This window comes from Peribacillus sp. NJ11, assembly GCF_030348405.1.
Classification (GTDB): Bacteria; Bacillota; Bacilli; order Bacillales; family DSM-1321; genus Peribacillus.
Window position 1 is genome coordinate 2,534,895 of record NZ_JAUCFO010000001.1, and the last position, 14,401, is coordinate 2,549,295.

A 14,401-nucleotide genomic window follows, 5' to 3' on the forward strand; every position below is an offset into this window, starting at 1 on the left:
ACTGACAGAGGCAGGAAGGGATTAGATGTCATCTAAGTTTTTAAAAGGGGCTTTTATATTAACGCTGGGAGCGATTATTTCCAAGGTACTTGGTTTATTTTACGTCATCCCATTTGAACATATGGTTGGGAATAAAGGGGCTACCCTCTATCAATATGGGTACGTTCCATATACCATTTTCATTAGCTTTGCAACGGCAGGCATGCCGCTTGCTGTTTCTAAATTCATTTCGAAGTATAATGCGCTCGAGGAATACGCCGTCGGTGAGAAGTTATTTAAATCGAGTCTGAAATTAATGGTTGTCACCGGTTTTCTCGCTTTTTTGGTTCTTTATACCATGGCACCGATGTTCACTGGAGTCTTCGGGGTCAAGAAGGAAGATGTCAGTGATGTCACGGAGATCATACGGGCAGTCAGCTTCGCCTTGATTTTTGTACCGTTCATGAGTATCATCCGCGGCTTCTTTCAAGGTCATGAAGCGATGGAACCAACAGCCATTTCGCAGGTTGTCGAACAAATTGTCCGCATCGTGTTCCTTCTGGCCGGGGTGTATGTTGTTTTAAATGTCTTGGATGGAGAGTTAGTGAAGGCCATCCAAATGGCTACATTCGCGGCGACGGTCGGAGCTGTCGGCGGTTTAGTGGTGTTATTTTGGTATTGGAAAAAACAAAAACCCCATTTAGACAGCTTGATGAAGAAAGACCGGGGGACGATGGACATTTCCCTGAAGGAAATCTATAAAGAAATATTTCTTTCGTCGATTCCTTTCATATTTGTCGGAATCGCGATGCCAATGTTTCAGTTGGCGGACTTGCTGTCTTTCAATAAGGCGATGTCGGCCATCGGGCTGCAGCATGTCGCAGAAGATGCACTTGGGGTGTTGAATGTATATGCCCAGAAGCTTGTCTTGATTCCGATGACCCTTGCAACCGGGTTTTCGATGGCGCTTCTGCCCTCGGTGACGAAGGCTTATGTAAGCGAGGATTCGGAAGAGTTAAACCGCCAGCTTAACCAAGCCTTTCAAATTTTGTTGTTCATTACGATCCCTGCGGTCGTTGGCATGTCGGTACTGGCCGACCCAATCTATAGTGCATTTTACAGCCATGATCCACTTGGAATCAGCGTCCTGAAGGCATATGCGCCCGTTTCCATCTTGTTTGCGCTTTTTTCCGTTTCGGCGGCCGTTTTACAAGGCATCAATCAGCAGAAATATACGGTGCTCAGCCTGCTTGTTGGCTTTTTAATCAAATTGAGCTTGAATATCCCGATGATCAAGTTGTTTGAAACGGAAGGATCCGTTTATGCCACGGCATTCGGCTACTTGGCTGCTGTACTGCTGAATTTGTATGTCATTACTTACTTTACTGGATATCGTTACAGCCTTACCATCAGAAGATCTGTTTTGATCTCTGTTTTTTCAATAATTATGGGACTGGCTGCATGGGGCATGAACAGTTTATTATCGCTGTGGCTTACAACGGAAGGGCGCTTTCAAGCGATTTTGATCGTGGCCATTTGTGCAATCTTTGGAGCGCTCATTTATGCGGCACTTTCCTTGAAAAGCAAACTTGCCCATCGTTTGTTCGGTACCCGGATCGATCGGTTAAAAGCTAAATTGGGATTATAAGATAGAAGTTTGATATGTAAAAAAAAGGGTATGATAAAATGAATCCCCAGATTAAAAATATATTGGCCTTGCCTGTCATTAAAGTGGGCAAGGCTTTTTACTGAAAAGGCTTTAGGAGGAAACGATGAGAATTGATAAGATTTTATCCAATATTGGTTATGGCAGCAGGAAAGAAGTGAAAAAGCTCCTGAAATCCGGCGCCGTGAAGGTCAATGAAAGTGTGCTGAAGGATCCGAAAGAGCAAGTGGACCCTGATACGGAAATCGTGACCGTCCATGATGAACGGGTTGAATATAGGGAGTTCATATATTTAATGATGAATAAACCGCCAGGCGTATTGTCGGCAACGGAAGACAAACACCAAGAAACGGTCATCGACATCTTGGAGCCAGAGGATTCAGTATTCGAGCCATTTCCTGTAGGCCGTCTGGATAAGGACACAGAAGGGTTATTGCTTATCACGAATGATGGAAAGCTTGCCCACCAATTGCTTTCCCCGAAGAAACATGTCCCTAAAACATATTTTGCGGTCATTGATGGCGAAGTGACGGAAGAGGATATTGAGGCATTCCGCAACGGCGTGACCTTGGATGATGGGTACGAAACAAAACCAGGTGAATTGAATATTTTAAAATCAGGTCTGACATCGGATATCGAGCTGACGATCATGGAAGGAAAGTTCCATCAGGTGAAGCGGATGTTTGAGGCCGTCGGCAAACGTGTCGTCTACCTAAAGCGTCTTTCCATGGGAAGTTTACAGCTTGATGAGGAGCTTGAGCTTGGTGAGTACCGTGAGCTAACGACGGAAGAGCTTGAACAGTTAAAGGCGGGCCAGCCTGCTGAATGAATATAGGCATAAAAAATGAGGCGGACAAATATTGTCCGCCTCAAAGTATTTTACATATCGATCTCGTTCGGGTGGTCGTTCTTTTTACGATGACATCTTCACCTTTTTACTTGTTGTCGTCCAAAGGCCACGGCTTGGGCTTTGAACAAGGTCATTGTATGCTAAGACATTTAAATCGCGCTGCACAGTTCGAGGAGTGATGCCAAATTCTTCTACAAGCTCTTGAGTAGAAACCGTACCGTTATTACTGATGAACATATAAACGGATTTAATACGGGTTAACATGCGATTTGTTGAAGGTTTCAAAAAATCACTCCTTATTCTTTTCATTGTTATTTTGAACAAATGAAAACAACCGATATGTCGGACAGCATTTCAGCTGTCACTATGTACTTGCTATACCCACCCTATAACTCCTCGGAAACATTGGAAAAAATAAGATGTCATTAGCATCATTTTACTCCTTTACAAAAGCAAATTCTATAAAAAGATGCTAATTGACTAAATATTACATTTATTATATCAAATTTTAACAAAATTATTCTCTTTACATATATAAAAATTAATAAGATTGTGTTGTTCCATTTGTTCATACTCATATTTTGCCAATAAACGATTCTAAATATGCATAAAGGGATGTCACACAGCTCGAACGTTGACTAAGAGGCATATACATGTTACTTTACTTAAAAAGGATCATAAATCGTAACAGTTACGGTTTGTGTGTGGATACAGGAATTGCTTGATGGCTTGGGGTTACGATGTCATAATGAGGTGTTGAGGGCAGTATAACTTTTTCATACATGATCTAAAAAGAATGTAAATATAAACAAATTCGAGGTAGAGCCATATGAACGAAAGATTAATGGAGTTTTTATTGCGCGACGAAGTGACCAGACTTTCTGGCGTGAAAAAACAAGTGTATGAATTCATCGTGAATGAGGAAGATTATCTTGCCTCGAAGGCGGACACGGTCGATCAATTCATGAGATTGCTGGTAAAGCATTCTCCGCCCAGGCTCGCAGCCCGTCATTTCAATATGCCTTATGGGGAAATCATTCGTTTCATGAATGAAATAGAAGATGAGTTGAATGAGAGATTAGAGGAAAGATGCAAGAAAGTGAAGTGGATGGACTACACGGAAAAGGACCAGCAGGCATTTGTGGAATATCATAGAAAGTTATATCTTTTCGTAAATTAATAAATTGGATTATGAAAATGCCCTCAGTATGAAAGGGCATTTTTTTATTTGTCCGGAACCATTAACGAGAACCCAGCACAACCATTCCTTTAAATTCAGAGATCCAGTAGAAATTCATCTTGATATAAACGTAAGCATATGTGTGGACTTTCTGCAGCAGTATAGGCGGGCGGGTGGCTTATGGAGAAAGGAATGGCTGCTTTTGCATGAAAGGAACTTTAAATAGGATATGTTATTTGCTTAGGTGATTTCTATCAAAATTTAAATCAATGATTGAATTTTCCAAACCCTCAAGAAAACGTTCCAGTTGATTTCAGAAATGCGCTCCCTTTCCGCCGACTGTCTGCCGAGCCTCCTTGACGCAAGCGCCTGCGTCTCGGCTAGCCAGTAATTCGGCAGGAGTGTCGCAAATTTCTTTAATTCAGAGAGTTTTCATCATATAAAACATTAAAAATACATAAAGGATATCCAAGTTTTGTTTTAAAAATGTAGTAAAAATCCCCTCGGTAATCATGAAAGGGATTCGGGATGAGACCAATCCCATTAGGTCGACAAACTCAAAGAAAAGCGAGTTTACCTGCAGTTTTTAAAAAAAAAGCATTCCAGTTGATTGGAACGTAAGGTACGAGACTCCTGCGGGAAAAGCGCGTCCAGGGGAGACCCCGCAGGCGCAAAAGCGCCGAGGAGGCTTCCCGGACCGTCCGCGGAAAGCGAGTGCCTGGAGGGGAAATCAACGTTGTGTTAAGGGTGTGCCTTTGGGCCAATTGGTCCCTGAACATCATTTAGTCTGGCAGTTATTGATTTCCCCGAAGGTGATCGCCAAAATTAGACTTGTTAAACGTCCTTCATTCCAACTGTATTTGACATTCGCCGAACTCCTTTTGTCTATAAACTGAACGGGAACTATACTACTGTATAGTTCCCGTTTTTTCGACTATTAAGAAAGAATCAAATGTGTGTCGGTCTCTTTAAACGAAGAGATGAAATCTATATGTAAATGATCGTCGGTAATGATGTAATCGATTTTATCCAGTGAAGAAATCCCGATGGTCACGTCTTTCCCGAACTTGGTGCTGTCAGCGGCAACATAGACTTCTTGGGATAATTCAATGATTTTTTTTCGTGTGTTCGCTTCTTCTAAATTATAGTCGGAGATGCCTTTTTCAATGGTTATGCCACTAGCACAAATGAATGCTTTCGAAATATTCAATTCACTAAAGTTGAATAAGTAGTCAAATGCAACAATGGATTGTTCATTTCTCCTCACTTTCCCCCCTATGATCAATATCTCGATATCGCTATGAATGAGCTCATTTACAACAGGGATCGAACTGGTTATCACAGTCAGTTTCTTTTTCTGTTTTATATATTTAGCGATTTGATAGGTTGTCGAACCACTATCGATATAAATGCAATCACCATCGTTGATATACTCACTGCATTTTTGGGCGATGGATTCCTTTTCTTCTAATTGACTGAACATCCGTTCATCTATCGTCGATTCTCCAAACTTCGATTGAACCAACTTAACGCCGCCATAGATCTTTTCTATTTTTCCTTGCCTTGTAAGAAGGTTTATATCCCTTCTGATGGTTTCGATGGAAACTTGCATTTCTTCAGTAAGCTCGGCAATCTTCATGACTTTTCTAATCGTTAATAACTCGATGATCTTCTTTTGCCTTTCCAGAGGAAGCATAAGTTTCACCCGCCTATTCTTCATATCTATCTTCCTGATATTCATGTTAAGTGTACTGTTTACCGCGAACATATTCAACAAGTAGATGATAAAAATATCATTAATTGGTCAAAAGTTAGTATGAAGTTGGTAATAAAGTGTTCAATATTTACAGAGTATTTACAAAAATCTCAAATTCGTTTTACAAATGGCTTTTATACTGAGGGTGTATTGAAGGAGGTGAACGGTTTGCTAAAATTACAAAATATTAGCAAGCAATTCGATGGAAAATCAGTTTTGGATAATATAAATCTTGAAATTAAAACGGGGGAGATCGTTTCACTATTAGGACCAAGTGGAAGCGGCAAAACTACTTTATTACATATTATTTTGGGCCTGACGGGTATCAATCATGGAAAAATCATTTTCAATGATACCGATTTGAGTAACGTGCCCATGAAAGACCGGGGATTTAATATCGTTTTCCAGGATTACGCTCTTTTCCCTCATTTAAATGCCTATGAAAATATCGTTTATGGATTGAGGAACAGGAAGGGATCGGTTTCCAAGGAAGAGCTTCAGGAATACATCGATTTCCTGGAACTAACACCGCATTTGAAAAAGAGGATCAGCGAATTATCAGGTGGTCAGAAACAAAGGGTATCGATCGCAAGGACTCTTGTAATGAAACCGAAGATCCTTTTACTAGATGAGCCACTGAGTGCTTTGGATGGTGTCATCAAGGAATCGATAAAGGAACGCATCAAATCCATTGCCCGAGAATATAAGCTGACGACGATCATAGTGACACATGACCCTGAAGAGGCTTTGACGATGTCCGATAAAATTTTGATCATTAATCAAGGGAATATTTCTCAATTTGGATCACCCCAAGAAATCATCAATCAGCCAGCCAATGATTTTGTAAAGGAATTCATTCTAAAACAACTGGAGATCAAGAGAGAAAATATTTATAACTTATTCGGTGAAAAGTATGCCTGATGTAAAACCGGCAATGAGAGTCATTTATATACCTATCTTACTGCTATTTGCCGCTTTTCTTTTTTTGCCGCTTGGCATATTGTTCGTCCGTTCTTTTGAAACGGCAGATGGAATCAATCTCTCGAATTATCTAACGGTCCTTTCAAATGCAGAGCTGATGAAGTCATTTGGAAACAGCGTGAAAATTTCAGGGCTCACAGCCGTCATTACGACCGTTTTAGCCTTTTTCCTGGCCTATTCCATCCATTGCACCCGATTATATAGGCCATTAAAAAGTGTAATTAAAACAGGGATCCTTATTCCGATGCTGCTTCCGACGATCACATTCGGGTTTGCGATCATCTACTCTTTCGGCAATCAAGGAATCATAACGAAGATCTTTGGAAGGAATCTATTCGATATATACGGCTTTAATGGATTATTGATAGGTTATGTGATTTATACATTGCCATCAGCTTTTCTGCTCATTAATAATTCCTTCAAGTATATGGATAAAAAGTTCATGATCGTTTCGAAATTAATGGGTGACGGAACGATAAGAAGTTTCATGAATACGATCATACGGCCATTGTCGGGAACTTTGGGAGGAGCCTTTGTCCTTTCCTTCATCTTGAGCTTCACCGATTTTGGGATACCGGCTTCAGTCGGCGGGACCTACTCCGTTGTTGCGACGCAACTGTATCAAGTCATGCTAGGTTCAATCCCTGATTTCAATAATGGTGCAGTGATTGCCATTCTCATGCTCATTCCGGTAGTATTCAGCGTTTTCCTATTAAACTATCTGGAGAAACTTAATTTTCATTACGACAAGTTCAGCGATATCGAAATGACGCAGCACAAAGGGAGGGATATATGTTTTGGGGGTATCTCGCTGCTGGTCTTAATAGGGATGTTTTCTGTATTTGCGGTCATGTTCATTGCACCATTTTTAACTAGTTTCCCTTACGATCTCTCGTTCACCTTAAAGCACTTTATCGACACATTCCAATCGAGCGATTTAACGGCAGTCTATAAAAACTCCTTATTCGTTGCCTTGATGACGGCCGTACTGGGAACGTTCATCGCCTTTAGCTCGGCAGTTTTGAATGTCCGAACGCCCCTTAAGGGGAAATCGTCAATGGATGTCATTTCAATGCTGACGAATACAGTACCAGGAATGGTGTTGGGTTTATCGTATTTACTGCTGTTCAACGGCAGCAGCTGGAAGGGGACCTTTGCCATCATCATTCTATGTAACATGGTCCACTTCTTTACGACACCCTATTTAATGGCGAAAAACTCTTTATCCAAAATGAATCCTGCTTGGGAAACCACCGGGAATCTATTGGGGGATAGCTGGATCAGGACAATCTATCGTGTCATTCTGCCAAACTCGGCATCTACGGTAATCGAGATGTTCAGCTACTATTTCATCAATAGTATGGTGACGATCAGCGGAATCATCTTTTTGGTCACGGCCCAAACCACATTAGTGGCCAGTAAAATTAAAGAGCTTCAGCATTTTGCCAAATTCAATGAAATATTCATCCTGTCTTTACTTATCTTTTTTACAAATTTAATCGTTAAGTTGCTTTGTGATCATTATCAAAAAAGACAATTCAAACATTAATGAGGGGGATATTATGTTTAAAACGATCAAGATCGCCTTACTTTCTTTAGTTGCTTTAAGTTTGGTATTTGTATTGGTGGGCCGTAACAGTGGCAAAGCGGATGAAGAAAAGGTGGTCATTTACACGAATGGCGATGAAGAAGCCACTGCAGCAATGGAGACTTCCCTGAAAAATGCCGGTTACGAAGGGAAATATGTCCTTCAATCGTTAGGCACATCTGAATTAGGAGGGAAACTGCTGGCAGAAGGCGATGAAATCGAGGCTGATGTCGTGACGATGAGTTCCTATTTCATCGAAAGTGCACAGGATCAGCATTCCATGTTCAAGGACCTGTCATTCAGTACAAAAGCATTGGAACAAAATCCAGCCTATTATACGCCGATTTTGGCCAATACCGGTTCCATTTTTGTGAATACGGAAGTACTCAAACAAAAAGGCCTGCCGATGCCGATTTCGATTAAGGACTTAACAAAGCCGGAATATAAAGGGTTCGTTTCAATTCCTAATATCCTGGACTCTTCAACAGGGTGGCTGTTAGTTCAAGCAATTATCAGTCAATACGGTGACGCAGAAGGGAAAAAGGTTCTCCATGATTTAATAGCAAATAGCGGTCCGCATCTTGAGAGCTCAGGTTCAGGTCCAATCAATAAAGTGCAAGCAGGGGAAGTGGCTGCCGGTTTTGGTTTACGCTATCAAGCCGTGATGGCTAAAGAGTCGGGATTACCGATTAAGTTTGTCGATCCGATTGAGGGGAATTTCTCATACACGGAATCCGTCGCTGTCGTGAATAAAGATAATGAAGCTAAAACAAGTTTAGCGATGAAAATGGCAGAAACGATCAGTAAAGATGCTAGAGAAGAACTGTTGGAACATTACCCGGTCGCACTTTATGAAGGTGAAAAGGTAACGGAAAAGAACAAACCGGCTCACCCGATGAAATTCAAGCAGCCTCTAACGGTCGAATTATTAAAACAGCATCAAGAGTTCTTTAAATCAGCACAATGATAAATACAGTGAGGAGTGAAGGAAAATGAATACCTATAAACTTTTAACGCCTGGACCATTGACCACTACAAGTACGGTGAAACAGGAAATGCTTGTTGACCGCTGTACTTGGGAAAATGATTATAAAGAAATCACCCAAAAAATCAGATCCCAGCTTCTTGAATTGGCATATGCTGCAAACGGAGAATATACGGCTGTACTTATGCAGGGAAGCGGCTCGTTCGTTGTCGAATCTGTGCTGACGACCGCACTTTCAAAATCCGATAAAGTGCTGATCATAACGAATGGCGCATATGGAAAACGGATTGTGAAAATGGCAGAGTGCATCGGACTGAATCATGTTGAATATGGCGTTGAGTATAATGAATTTCCAAAAGAAGCTGAAATTCGGAACATGTTACTGGATGATAGGGACATCACACATATTGCCATGGTTCATTGTGAAACGACTACTGGGATTTTGAATCCGATAGAAATGGTTTCGAAGATATCAAAGGAACAAGGGAAAACCTTGATCATTGATGCGATGAGCAGCTTTGGCGGAGTTGAGATGAATGTGCCTGAACTCGGAATTGATTATTTGATCAGCAGTGCAAATAAATGCATTCAAGGTATCCCAGGTTTTGGTTTTGTCATCGCAAAGCTTGATAAATTGTTGGCTTGTGAAGGCAATGCCCGCAGTTTGTCCCTGGATTTATATGATCAGTGGAAAGAAATGGACAAGGATGGGAAATGGCGTTTCACATCTCCGACACATGTAGTGGCCGCGTTCGCTAAAGCGTTGGAAGAATTGACGGAAGAAGGCGGCATTCCAGCCAGATTCGCCCGCTATAAAAATAATAATGATAGGCTGAGGGAGCTGATGGGTAAATTGGGCATTCGTACATATATCTCACCTGATAAACAATCGCCCATCATTACAACATTCCTTTTTCCTAGTGAAACCTTTGATTTTGAGGACTTTTACAACTTTATCAAAGAGAGGGGTTACGTAATTTACCCTGGAAAGCTGACTGACATAGATACATTCCGGATCGGTAATATTGGCGAAATCCATGAAGAAGATATCGAGGAACTTGGCAGAATCGTAGAAAAATATATGAAAGTGGTGACAGTATGAATAAGGTAGAGGGAATCATTTTGGATTGGGCTGGAACAGCTGTGGATTTTGGATGTTTTGCGCCAGTGAATGTTTTTGTGGATATTTTTAAGAATGCTGGACTGGACGTGACGATGGAAGAAGCAAGAGCTCCGATGGGCATGCTGAAAATCGACCATATTCGTGCGATGCTGACCATGCCAAGGATATCTTCGTTATGGGAAAACCAATACGGAAGGCCATTCAATGAGGAAGACGTTGAAAAACTATATGCTGAATTCGAACCGGCACTGATGATGTCATTGGCGGATTATACAGATCCCATTCCGGGGGTTATCGAGACGGTGGAAGCATTAAGAAATCGCGGCCTGAAGATTGGGTCGACAACGGGATATACGGATACAATGATGGAGGTTGTCGTAGCAAATGCTTTGAAAAAAGGGTACCGGCCGGATTTCCATGTAACCCCGGATGCAACCCATTCAATTGGAAGGCCTTATCCTTACATGATATATCGGAATATGGAAGAATTGAAGTTAACGGCATCAAGGAAGGTAGTGAAGGTAGGGGATACCATTTCCGATATGAAAGAAGGAGTGAATGCTGGGGTATGGACGGTCGGAGTCATTGTCGGAAGCTCCGAGATGGGATTGAGTTTGAATGAGTATACAAGTTTACCAGAACTTGATAAACAAAATCTCATCTCTAAAACCGCAGACACCTTTATGCAAAACGGTGCCGATTTTACCATCAAAACGATCGAGGAATTACCTGAACTCATAGATACCATCAACCTTCTTATAGCAGATGGGAAGAGACCTCGTTCAAGCTAACTCCCAGTGCCAAAAAAAAGTGCAGCATCTCGTTCACCCATGAGTGGGGATGAGGGATGCTGCACTTTTTCACTTTTGGACTGGGTTCTATCTCGATTCTCTTTATTTCTTTTTATAAGGTGAGGATTGACTTACTACATCAATCTTTTCGTTAGATATCCATTCGATAGATTAATCCAGTAATGACCTGTATGTCTCATACCGACAATAGTCGTGTCTAAACTGTATTTTTTATCTTATTTTCAAGCATCGTGGCTTTTTAAATCTACATCATAACTTTCTTCGATTTTCAATTCTGGTGGCTGTTTTTTAAGTCCTTTTGTCAATACAAGTAAATAAATGAAGCCTAGTATTAACCAACTTACTCCAAGTACTTTTGAGTGCACATCAAGATTCACAAGTAGTAAAATATCAAGAGCGGCTCCAATAAGAGGAACAAATAAATATAAGACAGTTCCTTTTACCGAACGTTCTCTATTTCTAATATAATAATGAGCAATTACGGCAATATTAACACAAGTATACGCAAGAAACGCCCCGAAATTAATAAATGATGCTACAAGATCTAAACTTAAAAATAAAGCAAGCAAAGAGACAGAACTAATGATCAGGATATTATTTACGGGTGTTCCATATCTCGGATGCAGGGTGCCAAAAAACTTTTTAGGAAACTGTCCATCTCGCCCCATCGTATAGAGGACCCGTGATGCACTTGCCTGGGACGACATGGCACTACCCAATACAGCTAATGCGTAAAGCGCAAGATATATTGAGTACATCGCCTTTCCACCAACAAGTTTAATAATTTCGTAGGCAGCCGAATCAGGATTATTAAATGTGTTATATTCTGGCCATACAAGATAAGAGAAATATGCAACACTTGTAAAGATTAAACCACCACCAAGAGTAATTAAAATAACAGCTCGGGGAATTGTTTTCTTAGGGTTCACTGTCTCTTCAGCAAACGCTGTAACTGATTCAAATCCAAGGAAACAAAAGCATAATAATGCTGCTCCAGCTATTGTATAAGAAAAGGGTTCATTCGAATTATAGAATGGCTCAAGAGATAAAAGAGTTGCCGTGCCTTCGCCCATAAAAATTTCCTTAATAGAAAAACCTATAAAGATAAGGATAAAAAGTAAAGCGAAAATCGTTATGAATGCGTTTACATTTGTAGCAAACTTCAATCCTTTAATATTAATAAAAGTGACGAGCACCAGCATACCTGCAATCCAGATGTAACTTGGAATTGTAGGAAAGGCTGCTGAAAAAAATATACCAAATACTAAATAATTTACCATTGGCATAAATAAATAATCCATTAAGATTACCCATCCGACAAGAAATCCAACAGAGGGATTGATCGATTTTTGCGTATAAACATAAGCAGAACCGGAAGATGGAAACGCAATTGCCATTTTCCCATAACTGTAAGCAGTAAACATCATTACCACTAGAGCAACTATCATTGCCCCCGGAACCATACCGTGGGAAATATTAGCCGCAATACCATACGTAGTAAAAGCTGTGGTTAACCCCATAAATGAAAAACCAAACAACACAACTGGAATGAGTGTCAGTGTTCGATCTGTTTTCCTTAAATTTGACATGTAAAATACTCTCCTCTTTTACCTGATTTAACCTTTTACAAGAAGGGGATCTATATTATTACTTCCATAGCTTTTTTAATACGTGGTTTTCTAGTAATCATAAAAAAGTCAGAAAGATGCCAGGGAGCCTGCTTTGAATTATCCATGAATTTGTTGTGTAGAACTTATCTCCCCATTCCTCGTAAAGAATGCCGTCTGCCGAATGACAAAGATAATTCATTGGAATGTATATTATATCTTATATAATTCCTGCAAAAATTTTCTCGCTGGCATCTTTCCTGAATCCTGGAATTTCTTTAGTAGCGACTTGTTCAATAACTTGTATACTGATTTCTAATCAATAGATATGAAACGTAGAATATGAGATGACTCTAAGGACGCTTTATTATTTGGACAATAGTAACTCCGTTTTTATATCTGTATAAGGCATGTTATGATTGATCCCAACTTCGTGATGAACAATTTCACCGTTCAAAGTGCTGATACAATTTCTTACTATTGCATCATTTACTACCACCTCTTTCAAACCATTATTCGCAATGTTCATAATATATGGGCCGGTTGTCATCAACATCATGTTTGTCGAGGTTTGTGGGCATAGAGCCGGCATATTCGGGACACAGTAATGTAGGACTTCTTGTTCGTAGTAAACTGGTTCCTCTAAAGTCGTATAACGTGAGGTTTCAATTATACCCGTTCCTGCAATATCAATAATAATAGAATTAGGTTTCATCTTACTGACCATCTCTCGTGTTATGAGAGATTCGGTTACCCCTGGCATTGGATAAATTGTATTAATTAAAACATCACTTTGAATAAGTTCTTCGAACATCATATCTTTATCCCAACACAAAATGTCCACCTGTGGCAACTGATTGTTCAAATAGTCAATGCGTTTCATTGATGCTTCCATGATTGTTACATTCAATCCAAGACCCACAGCAACTTGCGCAGTATTGAGACCAGCGTTGCCACCACCAAGTATGAATACTTTGCTCGAGGGCAAACCGGCCAGTTTCCGGAGAAGTATTCCTTTTCCGCCATAACCATATTGTGCATATTTGACTGCTTCAAGCATTGCTAATGTTCCTGCAATTTCACTCATTGGTTTAATCGTAGGTCTAGTCCCATCAGGTAAAACGATTAATTCCATTGATAATGATATTGCTTTTTTATCTAGTAATGCCTGAGTCATTTCATGATTAACATCTTCCGCCAAATGAAACCATGCCATTATCATTTGATTTTCTCTAAGAAGGCCGTATTCATAGGGTTGAAGTTCCTTCACTTTAACAACAAATTCTGCCTTCTCATAAACTTCGTCAATCGTGTTTACTATTTGTGCTCCAGCCAAAACATATTTCTCGTCACTAAAACCACTAGCTTCACCGGCCATGCTTTGTATTAGTACTTCATGACCGAAAGCTGTCAATTTTTTTACCCATGTTGGATTTAATCCCACTCTAGTCTCTGCAGTTTTTAATTCTTTAGGAACTCCTACTATCATTGTTCATTCTCCTTTTTAATTGCATTTAATTTATTGAACATTCTAAAATCTTACAGGGGAATGATAACCCTTTCATTAGACACGAGGTTAAATTTATATTAGTTTTTTTTTAACCAAGCACTTTAGGTCATCTTGAACTTTTCAGAATACAGCATTGGTGAAAAAGTGATAATTTTTCATTGTTTATCTAATGTTTAGGTCGTTTTAAGTTTCAGTACTCCACCGTTCATTCGCATATATAACTGATGAAAAACGGTGTAAATGGATTACATTATGAAAGATCCTCAGGTTGATTAGGTACTTCATCAAAGCACGTAAAAGAACGCTCTTACAGATACTTGTCGTATTACTTGGGGTTAAACAGAGATAGGGATCCATATTTTAT

Annotated in this window: 12 protein-coding genes and 1 pseudogene; 8 read left to right on the forward strand and 5 right to left on the reverse strand. The window is 40.1% G+C overall.

All coding sequences use genetic code 11. The annotated features are described in order from the left end of the window. Window positions 1-25: 25 nt before the first annotated feature. Together QUF86_RS12535 and QUF86_RS12540 are read left to right on the forward strand one after the other, a co-directional pair. Window positions 26-1,627, forward strand: a complete 1,602-nt coding sequence (locus QUF86_RS12535) for a putative polysaccharide biosynthesis protein (RefSeq protein WP_289334533.1) — start codon at window positions 26-28, stop codon at window positions 1,625-1,627. A gap of 124 nt (window positions 1,628-1,751) precedes the next feature. Beyond that, window positions 1,752-2,474 carry a pseudouridine synthase gene (locus QUF86_RS12540; RefSeq protein ID WP_289334534.1) on the forward strand — a complete coding sequence of 241 codons (723 nt, stop codon included), beginning with the start codon at window positions 1,752-1,754 and terminating at the stop codon, window positions 2,472-2,474. Between the two features lie 84 nt (window positions 2,475-2,558). On the opposite strand, the gene QUF86_RS12545 is transcribed toward QUF86_RS12540, so the two are convergent. After that, the gene (locus QUF86_RS12545) at window positions 2,559-2,780 is read right to left on the reverse strand and encodes a DeoR family transcriptional regulator (protein ID WP_034309346.1); all 222 of its coding nucleotides are present in this window, start codon (window positions 2,778-2,780) and stop codon (window positions 2,559-2,561) included. 544 nt (window positions 2,781-3,324) lie between these two features. On the opposite strand from QUF86_RS12545, the gene QUF86_RS12550 reads away from it, so the two are divergent. Continuing rightward, entirely contained in the window at window positions 3,325-3,675 is a 351-nt protein-coding gene (locus QUF86_RS12550; protein ID WP_098372038.1) for a hypothetical protein, read from the forward strand. A gap of 937 nt (window positions 3,676-4,612) precedes the next feature. Here QUF86_RS12550 and QUF86_RS12555 read toward each other — a convergent pair. Next, entirely contained in the window at window positions 4,613-5,371 is a 759-nt protein-coding gene (locus QUF86_RS12555) for a DeoR/GlpR family DNA-binding transcription regulator (RefSeq protein ID WP_483313953.1), read from the reverse strand. 228 nt (window positions 5,372-5,599) lie between these two features. On the opposite strand from QUF86_RS12555, the gene QUF86_RS12560 reads away from it, so the two are divergent. Genes QUF86_RS12560 through phnX form a run of 5 tightly spaced genes read left to right on the forward strand, consistent with a single transcriptional unit; the run spans window position 5,600 to window position 10,899 of the window. After that, window positions 5,600-6,352, forward strand: a complete 753-nt coding sequence (locus QUF86_RS12560) for an ABC transporter ATP-binding protein (protein ID WP_289315275.1) — start codon at window positions 5,600-5,602, stop codon at window positions 6,350-6,352. Continuing rightward, window positions 6,345-7,961, forward strand: a complete 1,617-nt coding sequence (locus QUF86_RS12565) for an ABC transporter permease subunit (RefSeq protein WP_289334536.1) — start codon at window positions 6,345-6,347, stop codon at window positions 7,959-7,961. The genes QUF86_RS12560 and QUF86_RS12565 overlap by 8 nt, the downstream gene beginning before the upstream one ends. 13 nt (window positions 7,962-7,974) lie before the next feature. Beyond that, a complete protein-coding gene (locus QUF86_RS12570) occupies window positions 7,975-8,967 on the forward strand; it encodes an extracellular solute-binding protein (protein WP_289315277.1) in 993 nt (330 codons plus the stop codon). A gap of 25 nt (window positions 8,968-8,992) precedes the next feature. Further along, complete coding sequence (gene phnW / locus QUF86_RS12575; protein ID WP_289315278.1) at window positions 8,993-10,087, forward strand: 2-aminoethylphosphonate--pyruvate transaminase; 1,095 nt, start codon at window positions 8,993-8,995, stop codon at window positions 10,085-10,087. Beyond that, on the forward strand, window positions 10,084-10,899 hold the full coding sequence (gene phnX, locus QUF86_RS12580) for a phosphonoacetaldehyde hydrolase (protein ID WP_289334538.1): 816 nt from the start codon (window positions 10,084-10,086) through the stop codon (window positions 10,897-10,899). The genes phnW and phnX overlap by 4 nt, the downstream gene beginning before the upstream one ends. Before the next feature lie 65 nt (window positions 10,900-10,964). Here phnX and QUF86_RS28910 read toward each other — a convergent pair. The 3 genes and pseudogenes from QUF86_RS28910 to QUF86_RS12590 form a co-directional block, all read right to left on the reverse strand. Continuing rightward, window positions 10,965-11,123, reverse strand: a pseudogene (locus QUF86_RS28910) (IS110 family RNA-guided transposase); the annotation flags it as partial. 18 nt (window positions 11,124-11,141) lie between these two features. Beyond that, a complete protein-coding gene (locus QUF86_RS12585) occupies window positions 11,142-12,509 on the reverse strand; it encodes an APC family permease (protein WP_289334539.1) in 1,368 nt (455 codons plus the stop codon). Window positions 12,510-12,894: 385 nt separating this feature from the next. Next, the gene (locus tag QUF86_RS12590) at window positions 12,895-14,016 is read right to left on the reverse strand and encodes an alanine dehydrogenase (protein ID WP_289334540.1); all 1,122 of its coding nucleotides are present in this window, start codon (window positions 14,014-14,016) and stop codon (window positions 12,895-12,897) included. Window positions 14,017-14,401: the final 385 nt, after the last annotated feature.